Genomic DNA, 22699 nt, shown 5'->3' with positions numbered 1-22699 from the left:
GGTCTTTTGAAACAAATAAAGACCTTTACCGTAAAAGTAAAGGTCTTGCTAACAACACGAGTGTTGCCAACAAAGCCGAGAGCTAACAAGCTCTGGAATGACGACTTTGCTGTAAAAGCTACTCCCCTTTAGGAGTTGCATTATTTAATTAGTTGAAATGATCATAATTCAATTCTTCATCTTTGTCAATTGTTATTTTATGCAGGATATGATTAAAAATAACGGAATACGCTGTCTTCTTTTAAACTCTTCTTCCTCTTGAAAATTCTCTCGTTGTGGCGTTCCTTCTTTTAAGCCCTGTATCGTAAATCCAGCACCCTGAAGGATAAGAAAATAGTCTTCAATCGTCCGATGGTATTTCACCACTTGTTCCCCAATCCATGGTTCAATTCTCTTCCCTGTGTCAAAATAATCATCTACAATCCAATCCGTTCGTTTTCCCGTCATACTTTTGAAAGAAGCTGTCATAACCGGATGAAGAACGCTGAAAACGAACTTCCCTCCAGGTTTTAACGTCTCATATACGTTCTTAACGATCGATTCTAGATCTTCTATGTAATGGAGGACTAATTGGGAAACAACCCGATCAAAAGCACCGGCTGGATAAGAATAGGTTTCTAAGGATGTGTGGACAACGCTTCCTTTCGTCCCTTGTAGCTTTAATTCCGCTTGCTTCACCATGTTCTGAGAGCCATCCACACCGACATATTCTTCACACTGTTTGCTTAGTAATGATTCTCCAAGCGAAGCGTCTCCACAACCGAGATCAAGAATTGTCTGATCGGTAACGTCTCCGAGTAAAGACATTAGCGCAGGATATTCAATCACCTTATTTGGGCTTTCTTCTCGATGGCGCCTAGCCATATATTGCTCATAGAAATCATTATGATCGTACACCGATGATCCACCGTATTCCATACTAAATCCCCCTTGTTTATCTATCTGACTGGCAACTTCATTTTGATTTTATCGCTTTTGTAGCAATAAACGTTTGAGTATAACGATCGATTAGGCGCCTTCCGCCAAAATCATCCTCATAGAAACCAGCGATTAGAAATCCTGCATCAATCTGTCCCTGAATTTGATCTTCTAGCGTATGGCCGAATTCAAGGGCTTGATTGCTTTCCTTGTATAGTTGAAGCTCGGTTTCACTTAATTGATCGAGCGGGGAATACGGAATGCTGTTTTTTACGTCAAGAATCCCTTTCTCCTCCTGCTCATCATCGAAAAGGTAAAGCAAAGGATTTGTAAATCCTGAAATAAGCGTGCCACCGTCTTTTAGTACTCTAGCTGCCTCTTTCCAAACGGGCCAAGTATGTTCCACAAATACATTCGAGACTGGATGAACGATCATATCAAAGGTGTTATCAGGAATAAATGATAAGTCCGTCATATCACCTTTTTCGATCGTAAGCTGCAATTGATCCCTTTCAGCAACAAAACGATCCTGCTCCAATTGTTTCTCAGAAAGATCAACAACAGTTACTTCTGCTCCTGCAGCGGCAAGGATTGGTCCCTGCTGCCCACCGCCAGAAGCGAGACAAAGAATTTTAACCCCTTTTAGCGTAGTGGGAAACCACTCACGTGGAACAGGCTTTTCCGTCGTTACGGTGATGTGCCAATTTCCATTCTTACTTTCTTCAATCATTTCACTTGTGACAGGCTTTGTATATGAAACGCCATCGGCCACTTTTTTATCCCATACAATGCGATTGTGCTCATTGATTTTCATCGATCTTTACTCTCCTTTCATTCCCCTCTCTTTCATTCTTCTTCATGTGATGAAAATCCTTTTCTCATTTATAACCTGCTAGTGACGGGGGAGGAGCATAACAGCTACGCCTATAAGGCAAATCGCACCTCCAATTACGTCATAAAGATCAGGAACCTTCTTATCAATTCCCCATCCCCAAAGAACTGACATCACGACAAACACCCCTCCATATGCCGCATACACCCTTCCGAAATCAGGATAAACTTGCCAGGTGGCAATGACACCATATAGAACCAAAGCAAGCCCTCCTGCTAAACCTAGTAAGCTTGAATATCCTTCTCGAAGCCAAAGCCATATTAGATAGCCTCCACCAATTTCAGCAAGACCCGCTAAAGTAAATAAGAGAATTGTCCTCACCCGCTATCTCCTCCTTCGTAAATAATTGGCTTATCTTATCATCCTTTTTTATAAGGAGCCATTACCCTTCACCTGATTTTCATTCCTCCTTATTTATGGTAAAAACGAACCACCCCATACAAAAGTATGATAATCTATAAAAAACGCTTCAATTTTATACTTCCAATACTTTTTATATAAAGCTATTATCATTATCACCAGGAAAAGAGGATGCCCCATGACGCAACGTGAAACGTACATCAAAAACTCAAAAACCACCTGCGAGCATGTTTACCATATGGATCCAAACTCAGTTCCTGTTCTTCACGTTTTATTAACGGAAGAAGAGTTAAATCAGCGCATGCACCATTACGAACGTGCGCTTTCCATCATTCAAACATTCATGACAAAGCTTTTAAGCTTTCTAACCGATATCCCTACTGTTATCGTAACAACCGATGATCAGGGGTTTGTATTAGATTCCTATGGAGACGAGCGTCTTAAACAAATGACAGCGTCACTCGGCATTCAAAACGGCGTTAAATTCGATGAAGAAACAGCAGGTACGAATGCTATTACCCTTGCACTAAAACACAACAAGCCCTTTCATTTAATTGGAGAGGATCATTACCATTATTGTTTTAGCGAGGTGGCGTGCTACTCGGCACCGTATCGTTATCGTAACGGAGAAGTGATCGGCACCATTTCAATTATGACACCAAAAAAGCACGCCTCACCGCTACACCTTGGCTTGCTTTCATCTTCAATCGATACCATTGAACGAGAAATCCGGGTTCATGAACAAAACGAACAGCTTCATCTCTACAATCAAATGCTGATGAGCACGACACCAATTGGCATTGTTATTTCAGATCAGGCTGGTCATATAAGAGAATTTAATCAAAGCGCCGCTCAACTAACAGGCATGAATAAGCTAAACATGATCGGGTCTCATATATCAGAGGTTTCTGTTCTAAAACCATTTTTCGATCATGTGCTTACGAAAGAAAAAGGAATCGAGGATATCGAAATCACCTTCTCAAGGATTGATGAACGCAAGTGTTTACTTGATATTTTACCTCTATATGATCACAATCAGCGGCTAAGCGGTGCTTTTGCTCAGTTCCGCGATATGACCTCTTATTATCAACTACAAGAACAGGTCATTCAATCTGAGAAACTTTCTGCTATCGGGAAATTAGGGGCTGGATTAGCACATGAAATCCGCAATCCTCTCACATCCATCATCGGCTTTACACAGCTATTGGATGTGGATAAAAAACAAACCCATTATATCGATATTATTAGAATTGAGCTTGAACGTATGAAAAACCTCGTCAACCAATTCGTCATGATGGGAAAACAAACAATTAGTGAACGAAAATCCTGCCAATTATATCCTCTCATATTTGAGACGGTTGAATTAATGAAAAGCAATGCTCACCTACATAATGTGAAGATTAACTTTCAGGCCGAAGAGGAGCAAATAACCGTTTGGATGGATGCCTCTCAAATCAAACAAGTGCTTATTAATTTTATTAAAAACGCCATTGAAGCAATGCCTCAGGGTGGAGAAATTACGGTCTCTTTATCTAAAAAAGATCAACACGCCATCATTGCAGTTAAAGATAATGGCAAGGGGATGAGTGAAAAAGAGGTGAAACAGCTCGGAACCCCCTTTTTTAGTACGAAAAGCAGTGGGCTTGGAATTGGACTTTCAATTTGCTTTGATATTATGAAAGCTCATCACGGAAAAATCGTCATTGATTCTGATGAAGGTGCCGGTACAATGGCCAATCTCTTTCTGCCACTTCACAAGGAAGAGAGCTAAGTGTCTCTTCCTACCTCTTACAACGTCCACACAATGATAAACGTAAAAAGCAAAATTCCAATCGCTAATGCGTCAATAACATACTTTTGTCCTTCTGTTAACGGTTTTCCTTTTATCTCAAGAAACGATGGATAAAAGAACCCAATCACGCGAACCAAAATAATTCCGATCATGATCACAACAGCCGCTAAAATTTCCATATAAAACCACTTCCTTTCTCATCACTTTCCCTTCTACTTTAGAACAAAACAAAGGCTGTCACCCACTTAAGGTGACAGCCTTTTTAGCCTATCCGATTAAAACATTTCAGAAACTGTTTTTGCCTGCATGTGAAGTCCAAGGTAATCTGGTCCACCTGCTTTTGAATCTGTACCGGACATTTTGAATCCTCCAAATGGATGGTACCCAACAATCGCACCCGTACAGTTACGATTGAAGTATAGGTTACCTACATGGAAGTCCATTTTCGCTTGCTCAATGTGTGCACGATTATTCGTGATTACCGCACCCGTTAAGCCGTACTCCGTATTGTTCGCAATCTCAATCGCTTCATCGAAGTTATCTGCTTTCGTTAAGCAAACAACTGGCCCGAAAATTTCTTCCTGCTGCATGCGTGATTTCGGAGCAAGATCAGCAAACACGGTTGGCTTGATGAAGAACCCTTTCGAATCATCGCCTTCTCCACCAGCAACGAGACGTCCTTCTTCTTTCCCAATTTCAATGTAGCTCATGATTTTATCAAATGATGCCTGGTCAATGACTGGTCCCATGTACACATCTGGACCTGTCGTTTCGCCTAGTGTAAGCTCATTTGTTAGTTCAACAACGCGATCACGAACCTGATCATATACCTCTTTCAAAATGACCGCACGAGAGCCTGCAGAACATTTTTGACCTGAGAAGCCGAATGCTGAGACAACGATTGCCTGCGCAGCAAGTTCTAGATCTGAATCTTTATCTACAACGATCGTATCTTTACCACCCATTTCAACGATCACTCGCTTCAGGTGTTGTTGACCTGGCTGTACTTTCGCCGCACGCTCATAAATACGTGTACCGACTTCACGTGAACCTGTGAATGTGATGATCGATGTTTTCGGGTGATCAACGAGATAGTCCCCTACTTCAGCTCCGCTACCTGGCACAAAGTTCAAGACACCTTTAGGAAGACCAGCTTCTTCAAGCACTTCAACAAACTTTGCTGCAACAACCGGAGTTGCACTTGCTGGCTTAAGAAGAACTGTGTTTCCTGTTACAAGAGGAGCTACCGTCGTACCTGCCATAATCGCAAATGCAAAGTTCCATGGTGGAATAACGAGTGCAACACCACTTGGCGTATAAACGTAACGGTTTTGCTCACCAGGGCGGCTTTCAATCGCTTTGCCTTCACCTAGCTCGATCATTTGACGCGCATAGTATTCCATGAAGTCGATTGCTTCAGCTGTATCTGCATCCGCTTCTTTCCATGGCTTACCTGCTTCGTAGACAAGATAAGCAGAGAATTCATGCTTACGGCGACGAACAATCGAAGCAGCGCGGAACAGAAGTTCAGCACGAGAGCGAGCCGACCATTTTCTCCAGCCTTCAAACGCTTCATCTGCAGACTGAATCGCGCGTTCCGCATGCTCTTTCGTTGCCTTTGATACGCGACCAACGATTTGTTCCTTGTTCGCAGGGTTAATGGAAACAATTTTATCTTCCGTGCTGACACGTTCACCATTGATGAGAAGATCGTGATCTTTTCCGAGCTCTTCTTTCACTAGTTTCAGTGCTTCTTCGAAAGCCTTCTTATTTTCCTTAACAGTGAAATCAGTAAACGGTTCGTGTTTGTATGGTACTACCATGAGTAAATTCCCCTTTCAAATATAAGAAGTTTATTTTTTAAAGATTCCATTAAAAGCAAAGGCGATGTTCGCAGGTCGTTCCGCCAACCGCCGCATAAAATACCCATACCAATCGTTCCCATAAGGTAGGTATACTCTTACCGTATAACCTTCAGCTAGAAGATCGAGCTGACTCTGGCTTCGCATGCCGTATAGCATTTGAAACTCAAATTGATCTTTCGGAATATCATGCTCTTTCACGAATTCTTTCGTAAAGTTAATGATGGCATCATCGTGACTAGCTATGGCTGTAAAATTCCCATTCAATAAATGCTTCTTAATCAGCTGCTTCAAATTATGATCCACATCTGATTTCGCTGGAAAAGCAACCTTCGCTGCTTCCTTATACGCCCCTTTCACAAGACGTAAATTCGGCTTCACTTCATTTAAATCATCCAAATCTTGGTCGGATCGGTATAAATAAGATTGAACAACCGTTCCAATATTTTCGTACTTTCTCTTCAGTTCCTTATAAAGCTGAAGCGTTGCCTCTGTTCGTGTCGAATCTTCCATATCGATCGTAACGAATACATCGTGCTTCACCGCTTCTTCCATAATCTTAACCATGTTACGCCATACAAGATCATGGCTAATATCAAGACCAAGTGAAGTAACTTTCAAAGACATCTGAGAATTTAGTTGATGAGCACTAATCATGCGAATTGTATTGATACACTCCTGAGTCCGTTCCTTCGCTTCTGTTTCAGAAGAAACAAATTCCCCAAGATGATCCACCGTGACCCGAAGCCCCTGACTATTCAAATTCTGAATAAGAGGCACCGCATGCTCAAAAGTCTCACCCCCAACAATCTTATCCGCCCCAAACTTACTACCCCATCGTTTGGCGAGCCGATCAAGCGAGGGCCTGCTAGCGAGAAAAAGGAAAAAACTCTTGTTGATGGCTTCCAACTCTACCACGCTCCTTTTCACCCTATATCTCCAATCATTCATCAAGCTTGTGTAATACCCCAAAGAAAGTTTTTGTTTTCTTGTGAAAATTATATCGATTTTAAGGGCCATCTGGCAACGTGGTCAAAGCACAATAGTTCAGCAGAGATTTTGTGGTTTAAACACAATAGGAAAAGCGGAAGTCCCCGTTTAGACACGACAGGCACTGGAAGCCTTCAACTGGAACACGCCCTTTGTGTTCTGGTTGAAGGCTGAAGTGACCAAGTGTCTGGGGACTGCAGCTGGATCAAGGGAAAAGCGGAGACTAGCGTTTAGAAACGGAGATATTGGAACTCTTGAACTAGAACACGCTTTTTGTGTTCTGGTGAAAGAGTGAAATATCGCAGTTTCTGCGAGTCAGAGCTGGATCTCAGGAAAAGCGGAGCGGGCCCGTTTAAATCCGCAGGATGTTGGAGCCCATGAGAGTGAGACGCTTTTTGTCTCATTCGATTGGGTGAAACAGCCGGAGGATTTGGCCCGAGCAGCTGGATCTCAGGAAAAGCGGAAGTGGGCCCGTTTAAATCCGCAGGATGTTGGAGCCCATGAGAGTGAGACGCTTTTTGTCTCATTCGATTGGGTGAAACAGCCGGAGGATTTGGCCCGCGCAGCTGGATCTCAGGAGAAGCGGAAGTGGGCGTTTAGGGGCGACAGGCACTGGAGACGAGCACCCCGGATTTCCGATTTGGCCAATATATTTGGGATTTAGCCAATAAATCTCGAATTTGGCCAATATATTTTGATTTTGGCTAATATATCTCAATTCTGGCCAATAAACCTAACTCGCTCACCTCAAATTAGGCTACTTAACGGATGCAAAAAACTAAAAAAGAAGTTGCACCATGTGCAACTTCTCAAATTGAGCCAATAACTAGCCAGATCTCTGCTTAACTCAGCTATTTCGCCGTACTTTTCTGATCCTCTACAGCGGAAAGGTATCGATTATAGTAGGAGGGGATGTTGTTTAACAACAACAACTCAATATAAATGTGACTTTTCATATTAAAATCATCAAAATCAATATCGGTCAGATCCTGAATTTGCTTCATACGATAATTGAGCGTATTAGGATGGATAAACAGCTCAGCCGCGGTACTTTTTCCTTTACCGTTGTTCGATAAATACACCTCGAGCGTCTTCAACAGACTTGAATGGCTAACAGAATCTTTTTCCATCAAGTTAAGCAAATTTTGATTGTAATAATGCTCCGTATTGTTCTTTTCATAAAGGGCCGCAAGATACCGGTATACCCCGAGCTTTGAGAATTCTCTTGGCATGACATCGGGTCTTGGCCCAATAAAGTCAGCGGTCTCAATTACTTCAAGTGCTTCAAGAAAACTTTTCCTCATATCAATAAGCTCCATGTATTCTTTCCCAATCCCAATTAGAAACGAATAAAACTCTTCATGAGTTAAGGCACTTTTCACGTACTCAACAAGCTCACGACTATTTTCAATTGCCGATCCCTTACGAATTTTATCACCTGAAATCACGGCAACCACTTGAAGATCCGTTTTTAGCACCTGGATTTTGTGACGCTTAAATCGAGACAGAAGCTCGAGCACTTCATTTAAAAGCGATTCTTGAGAAGGCTCTGCAATCGACATGACCAGTACAGAAAACCGCTCAGGCAATGGCAAGCTTGCCACTTGGGCTTTACGCCTCATTTGATTTTCGCTTTCATATTCATGAAGAAGCACGTTCCAAAGCAATTTTTCCTGTTTCCCCTCATGCTCTTTCCCTTTTTGATACGAATCATGAATAAGCTTGCCAATGTGAGGGGTAATTTCAGTAAGAAAATCAACCTCTTCTTCCGTAAGCGGACTATTTGTTTCTTGTACCCAGAGATACCCCATTGTCCGTTCTTCATAGATGGCTTTTACCACCACACGCTGATAAAAACCGATTTCTTCAATAGGGGCAATGCGAATGGGAGCTTCATTGCTTTCAAGCTGTTGTACGATCCCTTCTTTTTTTAAACGATCAATAATAAAAACTGGGCATTTCTTATATAAAATGGTTTTTTGCTGCGTTTGATCAAAACTTTCCGATGCTGTGCTATAGGAAATAAGCTCAAAATTTTTGTTCTCAATAATAACTGGCTTATTCGTCGCAATGCTGATCATCTCAGTTGCTTTATGAATATCCGTCGCTTCTAGAATCCGTTCTTTCGCGTCTACCATCCAATCACCCTCCCTGTACCGACAATTGCTTTGAAACCAAAGGGTTTAGCAACACCAGAATTAGTCATTTTTCATCTTCTTCTATTATATCGGTTTCTTCCTAAAAGAAAAATAATTAGGGAGAGATTCACAAAGAAAAAGAACGCAGTCAGCTGCGTTCCTCTCCACTTTATAGTGCCTTTACAAGTCCACCATCAACAACGAGTGATTGCCCGGTCATATACGTATTTGCTCCTGAGCCTAGGAATACGATCGCCTTTGCAAATTCATCAGGTTCCCCATATCTTTTCATTGGAATGGATTGCTCCGCCTGACTCTTTAATTCACCAGCATTGATGCCTAACTGATCTGCCTTGATTTGATCAAGTTGCTCCACACGATCAGTAGCAATACGTCCTGGGCCTACGGTATTGACAAGAATATTATGCTCTGCATATTCCTGTGAAAGACTTTTTGCTAGTCCCACAATCCCTGCTCGAAATGTGTTCGACAGAATCAAGTTATCTAGTGATTGCTTAATAGAAGATGAAGCAATGTTCAAGATCCGTCCCCATCCATTTTCTTTCATATATGGAATGGCTGCTCTTGACGTTCGAACGAAGCTTAATAGATTCAGTTCAAACGCATTTTGCCAATCATCATCACTAAAATCCTCAAATCCCCCAGCTGGAGGACCGCCCGCATTATTAATTAACACATCGACTGTACCATTCGTTTCTGCAGCAAACGTCATCAATCGATTAATCTCGTCCGCTTTTGTCATATCGCAAACGATCCAGGTAACGTGCTCATTCCCTGTCTCTTCGATGATATCTTCACATGCTTTTTTCAGTTCATCTTCACTTCGACTTGATAAAATAACGTGCGCACCTTCTTTCGCAAATCCAAGGGCCGAAGCTCTTCCAAGTCCTTTGCTTGCAGCTGTTACGACGACTGATTTTCCTTTTAGATTGAGGTCCATATTCACTTTCCCTTCGATTAATAGAATGAAGTCTAAGTTGATAGTGTGTTTTCAGTAGATTGTTTTTTAGATAAGAGATTCTTCGTTACTATAGCTATAAAAATCAAACCGCCAATAATATCCGTAAACATACCAGGATAGATTAATAGAAGTGCACCTATCCCAGTGATAACCCTCAAGGAAGCTGGTAAGTGCGTAAGAAAATACCCTTCAGCAGTAATCGATAATAGAAAGACACCTATTAGAGATGTAACGGCTATTAACAGTATATTCATTACCGTCGCATCTATCATGAGCATTTCGTGGGAAAAGACAAACATAAACGGGACAATAAACCCGGCTATTGCTAACTTCATAGCCTGGAAACCTGTTTTGTTCGGATCTCCACCACTAATACCCGCTCCCGCAAATGCCGCCAGGGCAACAGGAGGAGTGATATTAGCAAAGATCCCGAAGTAAAACACAAACATGTGCGCTACAAAAATCGCCGTTTCCTGAGATCCCGCAAGCTCTCGAAACAATGGAAGCTGTAGCAAAATAGGGGCAGCCATCGTACTTGTAATAATATAAGTGGGAATACTCGGAAGACCCATACCAAGTATGATAGACGTGATCATCGCCAGAATAAGTGTAATGATTAATTGAATCAATGGGCTGTTTACCATTGAACCAATACTTACGATACTATTCGCGATTTCAAGGGCAACTCCTGTTAGCGATGCTACACCAACGACAATACCGACCGCCCCACATGCAATAGCAACCGGAATTGTCGTTTTCGTTCCTTCTTCAAGCGCTTGAATACTATCCATGATACCAATTTCTTCAGCCTCTAGCTTAAGGAATCTTCTCCACAAATTGATAGAAAACGGCAATACAATAATAATCATTAATTCCCACCAGTCACCCCTTATGTTAGGAAGTGTTTGCCCTGAAAGTAAAGCTGTTACCTGTGGTTGAAAGACTAAAAATAATCCTAACAGCATGATAACAGGAAGCATTTTTCTAGTGGCAGAAATAATGACCGTTGCAATGATCGCCCAGAAAGCTGCAAAGAATGGCGTTTTCCCTGAGAATAGCAGGTAAAGTAGAAAAAGCATGGGAATAATGAGATGCCCTCGTTCAATCAGTACTTCTTTTACAGTCGGGAGCTCGCTCTTAGGTAATCCCTTCAATCCTCGTTTAGCTGCCCTGAAGTGAACTTGTAAGAGAATACCAATATAAAACAAAACCGCTGGAATAATACCCGCAAGAATGATCTTGGTATAAGGTACATTAAGATTCTCTGCCATAATAAACGCGGCAGCCCCCATAATCGGTGGTAAGATCTGTCCCCCTACACTTGCTGCTGATTCCACAGCACCAGCGAAGTTTCTGTGGTAGCCAATCTTCTTCATTAAAGGAATTGTAAAAGCTCCGGTCGTGACGACATTCGCTATAGCCGATCCGTTAATAGATCCAAGAAAACCGCTCGCTATAACCGCAACTTTCGCTGGCCCACCTTTTGTATGTCCAGCCACCGCAAGTGCAAGATCATTAAAAAGCTGTCCCATTCCAGATCTGCTTAAGAAAGCTCCGAACAAAATAAATAAGATAATATAACTTGCTGATACTCCTATCGCTGTTCCAAGGATGCCTTCTGTAATAAATACTAGCTGAGAAATGATTTGTTTAGAGACACTGAAAACGACCTGTTCAGTTAACTGAGGATAAATAGACAACTTTACATAAAAGCCGTAAATTAAGAATGCAGCTCCTAGTATCGTGAGTCCCCACCCAGTAATTCTCCGAGTAATGTCAAATAATAATATGACAATCACAATGCCAATAATAAAATCAACAGAATTAATTTGACCACCTGATTGAATAATTCGTTCTGCTGTAAAAAGCATATAAACGCCGACAAATAGAGATAGTACAAACAAGGTATAGTCGTAGATTGGTATTGATTTGCTTGCGTTCCTTTTTATAAAAGGATAGATTAAAAATCCAAGTGCCATTAACGTGTATAAATGAATGCTACGCTGTTGAATATCCACCAATGAACCTGCGTAAGAAGTATATAAATGAAATAAGGCAAGTCCTGCTGCTAAAACCGTGACGACCATTTTCATTTTAGAATGATGGATCGTTCTCACACTACTTTCACGATCATATTCAGCTGCATCTTTCTTTTTTTCCTCTGTCACAATCTTCACCTCACATAACTCGTATTTTTAATAGCAAAGCTTGAAATAGATTAAGATGATTAACAGTTATATGGTAAGAACTGTTTGCCTTAAGCTCGACGCTTTGTCCATCTACCGTTATACGGTGTTCCGTCGTCTTTCCTGTACGAAAAAAAAGACTTTTTCCAATTGAGCGATGAATACCAGTCATGTAAACCCAGCCATCTTTAATAAATGTATCTGAGCCAGCATCACTTGGAACTCCAGCTCCAAATGTCTTAAATCGGGTATCAGTTAGAAGGATTCCAGTTTCTTGGACGACAAAAAACTCCTCCCACTCTTCCTTTTCAACAGAATGTTTCCATTTTAAGCTAAAATCTGATGCCCCTAAATAAGCGCTCTTTTCCCCACCTTCTCCATCAATTGTAAGAACCTGAAAAAGAATAAGGAACACTCCAATACATAGCAAAGTAAAAATAAGAACTGTACTTCTAAAAACGAGAGCACCGGATCGATGCCCTCGCTTTTCACTATTCAAGTATTCCTTGTTCCTCATAGAATGCCTTTGCGCCCGGATGGAGAGGTGTAATAAGATCTTTTGCAATCTCATCTCGATCAAGCTGTTTTAAGACACCAACAGCTACTTCATCAGATCCAAGATATTCATAATAACGTTTGGTCATATCCTTTACTAACTCTTCATCTAAATCAGGGGACACAATAATCATATTTTGAATACCCACAGTTACAATCTCATTTTCAAGATTATACTTCGCTTCATCGCCCGCCGGTATTTTGTAGTCTTTATAGAAGGGATACTTTTCCTTCAGTGCTTCTGCTGTTTCTCCTTTAATTTCAACAAAAGTGATTTCATTCTGTTGCATCAAGTCCGTAATGTTGCTATTTGGAACACCAGATGTAAAGAATGCTGCATCCAGATTGCCATTCTTCATTTCTTGAACACTATCGGCATAACCAGTATGAGTTACTTTTGATAGATCATCATAGGTATAGTCGACTGCTTCAAGTACTTTTTGTGCACTCTGCTCAACACCAGATCCTACTTTTCCTACCCCAACTTTTTTCCCTTTTAGATCTTCCACTGTTTTGATTCCACTATCCTTGGTTGCAACAATTTGCACCACATTAGGATACATGCCTGCTAGCGCTTTAATATCAACTTTCTTGCCTTCAAATTGACCTTTCCCTTCAACCGCATCATAAGCTACATCACTCATAACAACAGCCATCTGGTTTAGCCCATCCTGGATGTTCTGGATGTTTGCTACAGAAGCTCCGGTCGATTCTACAGTAATATTTCCTACTAAATCACTTTGTTCTAAAATCGGTTTAAGCGCTCCACCGATGGGATAATACGATCCTGATGTTCCTCCAGTCCCAAAAACAAGGGATTGCGATGAGCCTGAAGATTCTTCACCACTATTCCCGCCTGCTGAATTTCCACCACCACATGCTGAAATGATCATGGCAAGTGCAAGCAATAAGGTTGCGAGCATCTTTGTTTTCATTTTACATTCCTCCGCTTCATTGTTTGCTACGTTTATGTTAACGCTTACACTTATATTTTTGAATATTTAGAACATATTGGACGTTTTGGTCTTTTTGGTCATAAGAAAAGCGCAAGTGCTCGGTTAGTCCCGACAAGCACTGGAGCTAGACTTTACTGACTTTAATAGTTTCTAGACAGAAAAAGAGCTCTTCCATTAACTCGAAGAACTCTTTAAAAGAGAATAGCGATTAAGCGGTCTGCCAACGCCTCCATATTGTATATCCAATTGTACTTTTCCTGACTTTTGAAGATAGTCTAAGTACCTTCTTGCTGTCACTCTAGCTATGCCGATTCCATCGGCTGCTTCTTCAGCTGAGAGGGGCTTGACTTGCTTATCGATATAGAGAATGATTTGTTTCATTGTCTGGTGATTTAACCCCTTAGGTATTTGATGAATGGTTATAGAATCGTTCGTTTCATCTTGTACATGAGAGAAGTGCCGATCAAGCTCTTCCTGAGAAAGCTTTCCTTCGCCACTTAACCTCGCTTTATAGTGAAGGAATTCCTGCAAGGCTTGATTCAGCCTATCAAATTTAAATGGCTTAATAATATAGTCTCTGGCACCATGATGTAACATTGTTCTTATCGTTTCACGGTCATTTGCTGCTGTGATTGCGATAACCTCAACATTGATTTCTTCCTGTCTGATTAATTTCAATGTTTCTAAGCCGCTTGCCCCTGGCATGTAGACATCAAGTATAATAAGTTCAGGCTTTAGCATTTTTGCAAGTTCAATGCCTTCTTCTCCAGTTCCAGCAACTCCAATCACATGAAAACCATCAACTCTCTCGATAAATTGTCGATTCACTTCCTGTACCATCGGATCATCTTCAATTAATAAAACGTCTATCTTCAACACTCTCATCCCCTTCGTTACTCATTGGAAAGAATAGCTCGATACTCGTTCCTTCCGCCTCTTGAGAAATGATTTTCATATCTCCTTTGCCCTTATCAACTGTTCGTTTCACTAGATATAATCCAAGCCCACTTCCGTTTTCGCCTTTTGTTGTAAAACCCTTGGTCAATATGTCATCAGTGAACTCTTTCGGAACTCCGCACCCATTGTCCTCAACCGTGATGACAATTGAATGATCATCTTGTATGATACTGATCTCAATTATTTTTTCTATACGATCAAGATTTTCAAAGGAATGAAAGGCATTTTCGATTAAATTCCCCATAATTAGAACAATGTCATGACTATCTAAAAAGAAAGGGAGTCTTTCCAATCTACTATGTTGATTAATAGAGAGAACAACCCCTAATTCCTGTGCTCGTTTCACTTTACTTATAAGCAATCCAGAAATTCGATAATCTTTAATGTTCTTACTTAGAAATAAAGACAGTTCCTCATCTTTTTGGGAAACCTCAAAAACATAATCCAACGCTTTTTCTTTCTGATCTAGCTGAATAAGTCCAGCAATTGTATGTAATCGATTCATAGATTCGTGATTTTGTACTCTGAGGGCGTCAACAAAGTTTTTTACCCCTGTTAGTTCCTCTGCCATTAGAGATACCTCTGTTCGATCTTGGAAAACAACTAAAGCTCCAACAGTTTCTTCTCCGACTCAAACTGGAACCTTACTAATCATAAGTACTTTATTTCCGAATGTCATTTCCTCACGTTCAAACGCACGGTCTTCTTTCAAGACTCTAATCAATTTAGGGCCATTAAACACCTCATTTAGTTGTTTGCCTACAACGTCTTCTACAATATCAAGGATAGCCTTAGCTTTCTCATTAAAGATGATAACCTCTCCATGCAGATCGATCGCAATGACACCTTCATTCATTGCTTGAAATGTGGCTGTCCTCTCTACTAACAACCTTGAGATTTCATGTGGTTCAAGCTGAAATGTTTCTTTTTTAATTTGCTTTGCAAGTAGCCATGAACCTACCATTCCAAATCCCAGTGCAAGTAGTACAATGAGAAGAAGTTCTGGTTTAATACTGAGAAGAACACTTGTAATGCTAGGAAGCATATTTCCTACAATGACCACGCCGATCTGTTCGTGTTGTTGGTTCATAATAGGCACGAATGATCGTATAGCTATTCCCATTTCTCCCTTGGCTTTTGACACATAACTATGTTCTGCAAATGCAGCCCCTTCATCTTTCCCAGCTGATACGGTACCAAGCTTTTCTTCAACGGGATGGGAGTATCGAATACGGTTTGTATCAAGGACAACTATATAGTCTGCTCCATTAATTGTACTAATGCGATTCACGATAGGATTTATTTGAATCCAGCCTTCACTTTCCATTAATGATTGTTGAACCTCAGGTAAATTAGCCACGATGCGTCCCGTGATTAACCCTCTCTCCCCCAGTTCCTTCTCATTTTCCTTATAAATTTTCCCAGAAGCAATGATACCTGCAATCGTGATTGAAAAAAACACAACACCAAATGAAAAAATCATTATTTTTATTTTAATTGGGACTCTTCTTGTCATTGGCGTTACGTCCTTCCACCATTAAGAATAAATCAATCCTATGTATCTTATTTCATGTATCCGTCATTCTGATCGTATCAGAAATGTAAAATGTTTGCTTTAACACGTTATAATCTATGATAAACTATTGGAAACGCTTACGGAATAGGGGAGTCTATGAAATCAATAGCAGTGATTGCAGCGTTCATACTTTTAGGAATTCTCACAGCTATCTTTTCAGGTTATAACCTTCCTGTTAGTACATCACCGATTGTTCATGATGACGAACAAGATGGAATTAGTGACCGGGTCATTATTCGCTTTAGCCATGTTGCTGCGGAAAACACCCCGAAAGGCATGGCAGCTCGTTACTTCGCAGAGGCCGTTGAAACCAAAACAAATCATGACGTGCATGTTGAAATATACTCAAACGGCGAAATCTATCAGGATCAAAACGAATGGGAAGCTTTAACGAATGGGAAAGTTGAAATGATTGCACCTGCTACTGCAAAGCTATCAACTCGTTTCCCTAATTGGCAAGTGCTTGACCTTCCATATGCTTTTCCAACTTACCAGGCCGTGCAGGAAGCATATGACGGTAAAATCGGAAAAGAATTAATGAAGGATCTTACCCAATCGAACGCAAAGGGGCTCGGTTTCTGGTATAACGGCTTCAAACAGTTTACAAATGATACACACCCTATTCTTCAACCAGAAGACATGGAACAGCTTCACTTCCGAACAATGCCCGGTCCAACAATTAAAGCCCAATTCGATGCTTTGAATACAAGTACGAGTCAACTATCGTTTAACAAAACTTATCGGAATCTTGAAGTGGACTTTATTGATGGGCAGGAGAATACCGTTTCAAACATTTATTCAAAAAAGTTTTATCAAGAACAAAAATACATGACCATTAGTAACCATGCTTATCTTGGTTACGCTGTCCTCGTTAATGAACAGTTTTGGAATAAGCTTTCTAAAACACACCAAAAGGCAATAACAGAGGCAAATAAAGAAACAACGGATTGGGTTAGAAGGCATTCAATTGAGATTAACGATAGCCATATCCGACAACTTAAAAGAACAACCGATATACAAATTGATACATTAACAAATAATCAATATCAGAAATGGGAAAAGGCCTTTTCACCCGTTTATTTTCAAGTTGAAAAATCTATTTCATCATCACTTATGAAAGAAGTCCACCGTATACAGGAAAACTATTCATCACCATAATCAGGAGGTCTTACTTATGAACACCCTTTTCGTCGCCGGCCACTCAAGACTCCCAACTGGCATGGCTGCTAACAACATTTCAGACACCTTAACCCTCACTCTTGAAGTTGATAAAAAGTATGGCGTGATCGTCGACGCATCTTGCACACTCGCAACGGAACATAGCAAGCAATTCGTCAAACAGTTGCTGAAGGGATTCAGTTTAAAAGATGGTATTACAGACCCTCTTCATCAGTTAAAAGAGGGCTATCTCGGAAAAGCCGGCAATGCTCTTGCTGCTGCTCTCAAGGATGCTCACAAGCAATACGAGCTGCATCCCGAACCTCTTAACACATAAATAAAAAAAGAGTAGAGGACAAATTCTCTTATTTGTCCTCTACTTCTCTTTAAAAAACTATGCCAGTATCTTCAGCAATTTCATCGTTTATGATCCCTATCCCTTTTATCTTATCCTCTTCCACAATCGGTTGAACAGATGGATTGGAAGGATAGTTTGCTCCATCAAATTTTAGCTGGTGATAGCCAGGCTCTATTCCTCCACCCGCCACATACATCACAATGTTCTTCCATCCGTTCGTTGTTTCATTTTGAATGATGACTGGGGTTCTGACCAAAGAAAAACGAGACTTCACCGTATAACCCCCGTTCTCTCCTTCTAACAAAAGTCCACTGCATCCTCCTGTTCCACATACCATTGAACCGACTAAATAGACAAACGTTTCAGGTACCTGATCATTGTTTAAGTCTATTTTATTGTAGTAATAACGAATGGAGTCTGTCCCTTTCGTAAGACCGAACTCTTTAGCAAACACTTCTTCAAGGGCAGCGTCTTTTTTCGTTTCTGATTTAAGGTAGGTAACCTCATTTAAATTCGTTTCTTGCTCTGCTTGAACAGGATATGCGTAATTCATAAATAGAAGCAACGCAAAAACAAGACCCACGCAACATTTTTTTCTAATCATTTCTTAAACCCGCCTTTGTTTTTCACTTAGCCTATAGTTTATCCAGTATAAAAAATCTCATCATGAAAATGAACTTTCATTCCCTTTTATTTGTATAAATATGTGAAAATATAGAAATGAAAGGTGTGAAACACATGGCAATAGGTTGGATCATGGGGTTAGTGATGGCAGGAGTTCTCGGAACCATTTTTGCAGTCTTAATTGCAACGCTTCAAAAACATGTTCACAAAACAAATGGAAGAATTGATTTTCAGAAGACAACTCTCTATTTTTATTGGTCGCGGTGGGATTATGTCATGATTGTTTCCTCAGCGTATTCTTTCTTATGTATTACAGGTTTATTTGTTTTTCTAATTAAGGGAGAAAACATTGAAAATCCATTTGTGCAGTTCTTTCTGCATCAGACCTTTGTTTTTCCACTTCTCACATTTCTCTGGTTTATTTTCCGACTCGCTTACACTTACAAAGGGATAAAAGAGCGCTGGCCAAATGAATTTTAACGAACGCGAATCGATTCCTTTCGAGAACTCATTGGCTATGACGTTCGAAACCATTTACCTTACACACAAAGATTCACTCTACCGTTTCTTATTTCGCTATACTCGTGATGAGCAGCTTAGTATCGACCTTGTTCAGGATACATTCGTTAAATTTCACAAGTATCAGGATCGCTATGATGTTACACGGGCGTCTCTAAAAACGTATCTTTTTAAAATCGGTTATCAACTGATGATTAACAAATTAAAACGAAGAGAAAAATGGCAAACGCTTCTCCCTTTTCTGATCAAAAAAGAAGAATTTTCTTTTAACGATTCTGTGGAGAAGATGACGATTCAGTGGGCGATTAAACAGCTACCTGAAAAGCAGCGAGCGGTTATCCTCTTAACCTATTATCACGACATGACTCAAGAAGACACCGCAAACATTTTAGATATTCCGGTTGGAACGGTTAAGTCAAGATTATCGACAGCAATTAAACGTTTAAGAGATTTATTGGAGGGACATTACGATGAAATCACACAATAACCATTCGCTACCGAAAGAACTGCGTGAACAACTTGATCAGTACACCGTTGACGTTCCCCCCCTTTCCTTCAAGAAGAAGAAATCAGACCGAGTAGCGGATTTTATGAGTGCACCCGTTCAAAATCCACTTGATCACCATGCTAGTACATCTGGTTTGTTACTGAAAATCCAATTAGCTCCGATTGTTCTTACGATTGGAATATCGGCAGGATTACTATTATTCATGTAAACTCTATCAATAAAGGACCTCATCCAGGTCCTTTTTAAGTTACTGATGCTTGTAATCTCTACGCCCTAGCAAAAAAGTCATGACATCGGGTACTCTATGAGAAAATGACTCATAATGATGCTTTCCATCCTTAACCACTTTAAATTCAACACTACTCCTTCTTTCCTCTAACAATCCCAAAATCCGTTCATTCGATTTCAGAAACGCTCGATCGATCCGCTCTTCTCCTGATTCCTTATCTCCGCAATCCAAATAAAGACCGTCAAATGCAACTTGTTCGGATTCTAAGATATACTGCTCTAACTTTTCCTGATTACGAAAAAAAGCGGAAGAGATCCCTGCTCCTCTTCTAAAAACAGTTGGATAGCAACATAGCGCATAGACTGTAAGCAAACCGCCAAGTGAAATACCAGCCATATAATTCGATCCCACCTGTATGCGATACGTAGCATTAATCGACGGTACTAAATCCCTCACGATAAAATCCAGATAATCCCTACCCTTCGCTTCTTTAGAATCACTTTTCCCCGTAAGTTCATCACTCATCTTTCCCGGCGCCCATAAGCGATATTCCTCCATCCGATTAGCGCCCGAATCAATCGCAATAACGATAACCTGATCATGATTCTGCTCGAGATAGTCCTTTAAACGCAACGACCTTCCCCCTACTGCATCCTTATCTTCAAACACATTTTGTCCATCGTGCATATAGAGAGCTGGATAATCTTGATTCGTTTGTTCATATGTATCTGGTAAATAAATTCTAACCGTTCTTTCTTCATTAAACACCGGAATCCAATATTGTTTCGTTACTAACATGCTCTACCCCCTCCACATCTAGAACTATTCTTCTCGTAGTAGCCTCCTTTTCCCTCTTCCATAAAATAAACCACCGAGTTTCCTCGATGGCTTTTCGTTCACGATAATCGAATCATCTTTCTCGTAGGCGAAGGCACTTTACCTGCAATGATCTTCCCAATCTCTAATGATGCTGTCGCAGCAGGAGAAGGTGCGTTGCAAACATGAATGGATCTTTTGCCAGGAATAATAAAGAAATCATCAACAAGTTGACCATTCTTAAGCAGAGCCTGTGCCCTTACTCCTGAGTGAGTTGGAACCACGTCTTCCTCTTGAATTTCTGGTACAAGTCTCTGGAGGCTTTTCACAAATGATTTTCTGTGAAAGGACCGTCCCATTTCTTTTAGTCCTTCTTTCATGTTACTTCCCGCCATTTTCCAAAACCCCTCAAATGCCAGTACATCGAGGGCATCTTTTGGATTAAATGATAGCTTATGATAGCCCTCACGCTTCAAGCTAAGTACCGCATTTGGTCCAGCATGAATCGAGCCATCCATCATACGAGTGAGATGAACACCAAGAAACGGAAAATCTGGATTTGGTACAGGATAAATTAAGTTTTTAACCAGATGACTTTTCTCTTTCTTCAATTCAAAATACTCGCCTCGAAATGGAACGATCTTTAAATCGGTATAAATATCCGCGAGCCTAGCGATACGGTCACTTTGAAGTCCAGCACAATTAATTATATACTTTGCTTTAAACGCTCCTTTAGATGTATCAACCACCGCTTCATCAAGACTTTCCTCGATATTTGTTACTCTGGTTCCCGGAAATAAGTCAACTTCTTGGTTCGATAGAATTTCCGCTAATTTCTCAGTCACTTTCTTATAATTCACGATGCCAGTAGACGGCACCCGAATCCCACCTACCCCATTTACATGAGGTTCGACCTCTTTAAGCTCCTCCTTTGTGAGCTTTTGTACGTCTAGACCATTTTCCAATCCACGTTCATACAAGTGATTTAGATTACCTTTTTCCGTTTCATTGACAGCTACGATAACCTTTCCACACACATCGTGTGCAATATTATTCTCCTGACAGAAGCGAACGATCGACTCACTGCCCCGCTTCGCTAATGTGGCTTTCAAGCTACCAGGCTTATAATATATTCCTGAATGAATCACACCACTATTTCTGCCTGTTTGATGACTAGCCCATTCCTTTTCTTTTTCAACGATTGCAAGTGTTGCATTTGGGTAACGGTGTCGAATCGAAAGGGCTGTGGATAAACCAACGATTCCGCCCCCAATCACGAGATAATCATACATGCTGTTTCCTCCAATTCAACTCAAGCGAATCGACCACGCTGGCGTAAAAGCTCTCTGTGAAGTCCAGTATTTTCTTCAAAGGCTTCTCTTCCATGAAGCCAGAATCGATTATTCAACATAATCAATTCTCCTGCTGGAAGCTCAAGTCCTTTTGTAGCAGAAGAATTCTCCATCGAACGTGATAGTTCCTGTAAATAAGTTGCCTGCGCAATGTTTTCTGGATGAACGAACTGATCGATAAAACAAATACAAGGTTCATTGTTTTGTTCATAGAACGTCGTACGAAACACTTCCTTCACCACATTTTTGCTTGGCGGTGCCTTATAGATCAATCGCTGTGATGCCATCGGGTGCTGATAAAACCGCTCAAGCTCTTCCCAATCATCAAGATGAAGAAGTCGTGAACGTCCGCCAACCGCATGTTGCTCCTCAAATTTCATCATCAACAACCAGTCCGTCGCTTCATCTACATATGTTCCATCCGTATGGAGTGTAAAAAGACGATACGCCTGACGAAGGTAGGAATCACTCGTATCCGTATGTTTCACTGAAAAACGAGCGTAGTAATTTCCGGACATCGCATCGAAATTAGGAATGCCAACAAGGTGAGAAAATGCGGTTGAAAACTTTACATAGTCCTCTGGATCAGTCGTTTGCTTGTTAACCCCAACGGTAAATCCGCCCGTCTGTCGATCATGGAGAATGGCTCGAACTGCTTTTTGAAAGTTTTTATCTAAAAGGCGTGAGAGCTTCTCTGTCAGAATAAATCGCATGTAAGGGATATACGCTAACTGCTGACTACTAATCTCACGAACGTCTTCAAAAAAACGAGTGATCACTTCTTCCTCCAGCTCCACTACATAAAGCCGTTCATGAACTGCACTCGGTTTAATCTCATACCCTTTGCCTTTTTTCACACTTCTTTCATTCTGCTTGATCCTTGTAAGTTCCATTGCATGCATCTCTCCTTTTATGGTTTTTAGAATGACAAGAAAAACAAAAAAGCCAGCACACTTCTCCCGTCTTACGGA

24 protein-coding genes are annotated in these 22699 nt (G+C 40.8%); 6 read left to right on the top strand and 18 right to left on the bottom strand.

The window, feature by feature from the left end; all coding sequences use genetic code 11:
* Window positions 1-192 precede the first annotated feature (192 nt).
* The 3 genes from PQ578_RS08385 to PQ578_RS08375 form a co-directional block, all read right to left on the bottom strand.
* Window positions 193-918 (bottom strand): class I SAM-dependent DNA methyltransferase, encoded by a 726-nt coding sequence (locus tag PQ578_RS08385; protein ID WP_273833427.1) that lies wholly within the window; start codon window positions 916-918, stop codon window positions 193-195.
* A gap of 37 nt (window positions 919-955) precedes the next feature.
* Window positions 956-1732 (bottom strand): class I SAM-dependent methyltransferase, encoded by a 777-nt coding sequence (locus tag PQ578_RS08380; protein ID WP_273833425.1) that lies wholly within the window; start codon window positions 1730-1732, stop codon window positions 956-958.
* A gap of 78 nt (window positions 1733-1810) precedes the next feature.
* Window positions 1811-2131 carry a YnfA family protein gene (locus tag PQ578_RS08375; RefSeq protein ID WP_273833423.1) on the bottom strand — a complete coding sequence of 107 codons (321 nt, stop codon included), beginning with the start codon at window positions 2129-2131 and terminating at the stop codon, window positions 1811-1813.
* A gap of 217 nt (window positions 2132-2348) precedes the next feature.
* On the opposite strand from PQ578_RS08375, the gene PQ578_RS08370 reads away from it, so the two are divergent.
* Window positions 2349-3941, top strand: a complete 1593-nt coding sequence (locus PQ578_RS08370; RefSeq protein ID WP_273833421.1) for an ATP-binding protein — start codon at window positions 2349-2351, stop codon at window positions 3939-3941.
* A 17-nt stretch (window positions 3942-3958) separates the two neighbouring features.
* Here PQ578_RS08370 and PQ578_RS08365 read toward each other — a convergent pair whose 3' ends face one another.
* From PQ578_RS08365 to PQ578_RS22395, 11 genes are all read right to left on the bottom strand, one after another.
* Entirely contained in the window at window positions 3959-4141 is a 183-nt protein-coding gene (locus PQ578_RS08365) for a hypothetical protein (protein ID WP_273833420.1), read from the bottom strand.
* Window positions 4142-4237: 96 nt separating this feature from the next.
* Window positions 4238-5785 (bottom strand): L-glutamate gamma-semialdehyde dehydrogenase, encoded by a 1548-nt coding sequence (gene pruA / locus PQ578_RS08360; protein WP_098442468.1) that lies wholly within the window; start codon window positions 5783-5785, stop codon window positions 4238-4240.
* Window positions 5786-5815: 30 nt separating this feature from the next.
* A complete protein-coding gene (locus PQ578_RS08355) occupies window positions 5816-6733 on the bottom strand; it encodes a proline dehydrogenase (RefSeq protein WP_273834950.1) in 918 nt (305 codons plus the stop codon).
* A 932-nt stretch (window positions 6734-7665) separates the two neighbouring features.
* Window positions 7666-8952, bottom strand: coding sequence for a PucR family transcriptional regulator (locus PQ578_RS08350; RefSeq protein WP_273833417.1), 1287 nt, complete (start codon window positions 8950-8952; stop codon window positions 7666-7668).
* A 169-nt stretch (window positions 8953-9121) separates the two neighbouring features.
* Window positions 9122-9913 (bottom strand): SDR family oxidoreductase, encoded by a 792-nt coding sequence (locus PQ578_RS08345; protein WP_273833414.1) that lies wholly within the window; start codon window positions 9911-9913, stop codon window positions 9122-9124.
* Window positions 9914-9945: 32 nt separating this feature from the next.
* A complete protein-coding gene (locus tag PQ578_RS08340; RefSeq protein WP_273833411.1) occupies window positions 9946-12102 on the bottom strand; it encodes a TRAP transporter permease in 2157 nt (718 codons plus the stop codon).
* 10 nt (window positions 12103-12112) lie between these two features.
* Window positions 12113-12619 (bottom strand): DUF1850 domain-containing protein, encoded by a 507-nt coding sequence (locus PQ578_RS08335; RefSeq protein ID WP_273833408.1) that lies wholly within the window; start codon window positions 12617-12619, stop codon window positions 12113-12115.
* On the bottom strand, window positions 12612-13610 hold the full coding sequence (locus tag PQ578_RS08330) for a TAXI family TRAP transporter solute-binding subunit (protein WP_273833406.1): 999 nt from the start codon (window positions 13608-13610) through the stop codon (window positions 12612-12614). The genes PQ578_RS08335 and PQ578_RS08330 overlap by 8 nt, the downstream gene beginning before the upstream one ends.
* Before the next feature lie 195 nt (window positions 13611-13805).
* Entirely contained in the window at window positions 13806-14507 is a 702-nt protein-coding gene (locus PQ578_RS08325; protein WP_273833404.1) for a response regulator, read from the bottom strand.
* Window positions 14482-15159: a sensor histidine kinase gene (locus PQ578_RS22400; protein ID WP_337958009.1), complete on the bottom strand. Its 678-nt coding sequence runs from the start codon at window positions 15157-15159 to the stop codon at window positions 14482-14484. The genes PQ578_RS08325 and PQ578_RS22400 overlap by 26 nt, the downstream gene beginning before the upstream one ends.
* Before the next feature lie 60 nt (window positions 15160-15219).
* Entirely contained in the window at window positions 15220-16104 is an 885-nt protein-coding gene (locus PQ578_RS22395; RefSeq protein WP_337958008.1) for a sensor histidine kinase, read from the bottom strand.
* 156 nt (window positions 16105-16260) lie between these two features.
* On the opposite strand from PQ578_RS22395, the gene PQ578_RS08315 reads away from it, so the two are divergent.
* Window positions 16261-17322 (top strand): DctP family TRAP transporter solute-binding subunit, encoded by a 1062-nt coding sequence (locus PQ578_RS08315; protein WP_273833403.1) that lies wholly within the window; start codon window positions 16261-16263, stop codon window positions 17320-17322.
* 16 nt (window positions 17323-17338) lie between these two features.
* Window positions 17339-17659, top strand: coding sequence for a DUF3870 domain-containing protein (locus tag PQ578_RS08310; protein ID WP_273833401.1), 321 nt, complete (start codon window positions 17339-17341; stop codon window positions 17657-17659).
* Between the two features lie 49 nt (window positions 17660-17708).
* Here PQ578_RS08310 and PQ578_RS08305 read toward each other — a convergent pair whose 3' ends face one another.
* Complete coding sequence (locus tag PQ578_RS08305; RefSeq protein ID WP_273833399.1) at window positions 17709-18284, bottom strand: hypothetical protein; 576 nt, start codon at window positions 18282-18284, stop codon at window positions 17709-17711.
* Between the two features lie 134 nt (window positions 18285-18418).
* Here PQ578_RS08305 and PQ578_RS08300 point away from each other — a divergent pair, with 134 nt between their 5' ends.
* Genes PQ578_RS08300 through PQ578_RS08290 form a run of 3 tightly spaced genes read left to right on the top strand, consistent with a single transcriptional unit; the run spans window position 18419 to window position 19539 of the window.
* Window positions 18419-18784: a hypothetical protein gene (locus PQ578_RS08300; RefSeq protein ID WP_224883031.1), complete on the top strand. Its 366-nt coding sequence runs from the start codon at window positions 18419-18421 to the stop codon at window positions 18782-18784.
* Window positions 18774-19310 carry an RNA polymerase sigma factor gene (locus PQ578_RS08295; RefSeq protein ID WP_273833395.1) on the top strand — a complete coding sequence of 179 codons (537 nt, stop codon included), beginning with the start codon at window positions 18774-18776 and terminating at the stop codon, window positions 19308-19310. The genes PQ578_RS08300 and PQ578_RS08295 overlap by 11 nt, the downstream gene beginning before the upstream one ends.
* Window positions 19294-19539, top strand: a complete 246-nt coding sequence (locus PQ578_RS08290; RefSeq protein WP_273833393.1) for a hypothetical protein — start codon at window positions 19294-19296, stop codon at window positions 19537-19539. The genes PQ578_RS08295 and PQ578_RS08290 overlap by 17 nt, the downstream gene beginning before the upstream one ends.
* Window positions 19540-19578: 39 nt before the next feature.
* Here PQ578_RS08290 and PQ578_RS08285 read toward each other — a convergent pair whose 3' ends face one another.
* From PQ578_RS08285 to glaH, 3 genes are all read right to left on the bottom strand, one after another.
* The gene (locus PQ578_RS08285) at window positions 19579-20358 is read right to left on the bottom strand and encodes an alpha/beta hydrolase (protein WP_273833391.1); all 780 of its coding nucleotides are present in this window, start codon (window positions 20356-20358) and stop codon (window positions 19579-19581) included.
* A gap of 98 nt (window positions 20359-20456) precedes the next feature.
* The gene (gene lhgO / locus PQ578_RS08280) at window positions 20457-21668 is read right to left on the bottom strand and encodes an L-2-hydroxyglutarate oxidase (protein ID WP_273833389.1); all 1212 of its coding nucleotides are present in this window, start codon (window positions 21666-21668) and stop codon (window positions 20457-20459) included.
* 20 nt (window positions 21669-21688) lie between these two features.
* The gene (gene glaH, locus PQ578_RS08275; RefSeq protein ID WP_273833388.1) at window positions 21689-22621 is read right to left on the bottom strand and encodes a glutarate dioxygenase GlaH; all 933 of its coding nucleotides are present in this window, start codon (window positions 22619-22621) and stop codon (window positions 21689-21691) included.
* Window positions 22622-22699 lie beyond the last annotated feature (78 nt).

The sequence above is a fragment of the Guptibacillus sedimenti genome (genome assembly GCF_028610665.1).
In the GTDB taxonomy this organism is placed as follows: Bacteria; Bacillota; Bacilli; order Bacillales; family Guptibacillaceae; genus Guptibacillus; species Guptibacillus sedimenti.
This window is presented reverse-complemented; position numbering and strand designations above follow the sequence as displayed.

Bases quoted from the DNA above. Each gene is read 5' to 3' on its own strand.
- PQ578_RS08385 (WP_273833427.1), bottom strand. From the start codon at position 918: ATGGAATACGGTGGATCATCGGTGTACGATCATAATGATTTCTATGAG.
- PQ578_RS08380 (WP_273833425.1), bottom strand. From the start codon at position 1,732: ATGAAAATCAATGAGCACAATCGCATTGTATGGGATAAAAAAGTGGCC.
- PQ578_RS08370 (WP_273833421.1), top strand. From the start codon at position 2,349: ATGACGCAACGTGAAACGTACATCAAAAACTCAAAAACCACCTGCGAG.
- PQ578_RS08365 (WP_273833420.1), bottom strand. From the start codon at position 4,141: ATGGAAATTTTAGCGGCTGTTGTGATCATGATCGGAATTATTTTGGTT.
- pruA (WP_098442468.1), bottom strand. From the start codon at position 5,785: ATGGTAGTACCATACAAACACGAACCGTTTACTGATTTCACTGTTAAG.
- PQ578_RS08350 (WP_273833417.1), bottom strand. From the start codon at position 8,952: ATGGTAGACGCGAAAGAACGGATTCTAGAAGCGACGGATATTCATAAA.
- PQ578_RS08345 (WP_273833414.1), bottom strand. From the start codon at position 9,913: ATGGACCTCAATCTAAAAGGAAAATCAGTCGTCGTAACAGCTGCAAGC.
- PQ578_RS08330 (WP_273833406.1), bottom strand. From the start codon at position 13,610: ATGAAAACAAAGATGCTCGCAACCTTATTGCTTGCACTTGCCATGATC.
- PQ578_RS22400 (WP_337958009.1), bottom strand. From the start codon at position 15,159: ATGGCAGAGGAACTAACAGGGGTAAAAAACTTTGTTGACGCCCTCAGA.
- PQ578_RS22395 (WP_337958008.1), bottom strand. From the start codon at position 16,104: ATGACAAGAAGAGTCCCAATTAAAATAAAAATAATGATTTTTTCATTT.
- PQ578_RS08315 (WP_273833403.1), top strand. From the start codon at position 16,261: ATGAAATCAATAGCAGTGATTGCAGCGTTCATACTTTTAGGAATTCTC.
- PQ578_RS08310 (WP_273833401.1), top strand. From the start codon at position 17,339: ATGAACACCCTTTTCGTCGCCGGCCACTCAAGACTCCCAACTGGCATG.
- PQ578_RS08305 (WP_273833399.1), bottom strand. From the start codon at position 18,284: ATGATTAGAAAAAAATGTTGCGTGGGTCTTGTTTTTGCGTTGCTTCTA.
- PQ578_RS08300 (WP_224883031.1), top strand. From the start codon at position 18,419: ATGGCAATAGGTTGGATCATGGGGTTAGTGATGGCAGGAGTTCTCGGA.
- PQ578_RS08295 (WP_273833395.1), top strand. From the start codon at position 18,774: ATGAATTTTAACGAACGCGAATCGATTCCTTTCGAGAACTCATTGGCT.
- PQ578_RS08290 (WP_273833393.1), top strand. From the start codon at position 19,294: ATGAAATCACACAATAACCATTCGCTACCGAAAGAACTGCGTGAACAA.
- PQ578_RS08285 (WP_273833391.1), bottom strand. From the start codon at position 20,358: ATGTTAGTAACGAAACAATATTGGATTCCGGTGTTTAATGAAGAAAGA.
- lhgO (WP_273833389.1), bottom strand. From the start codon at position 21,668: ATGTATGATTATCTCGTGATTGGGGGCGGAATCGTTGGTTTATCCACA.
- glaH (WP_273833388.1), bottom strand. From the start codon at position 22,621: ATGGAACTTACAAGGATCAAGCAGAATGAAAGAAGTGTGAAAAAAGGC.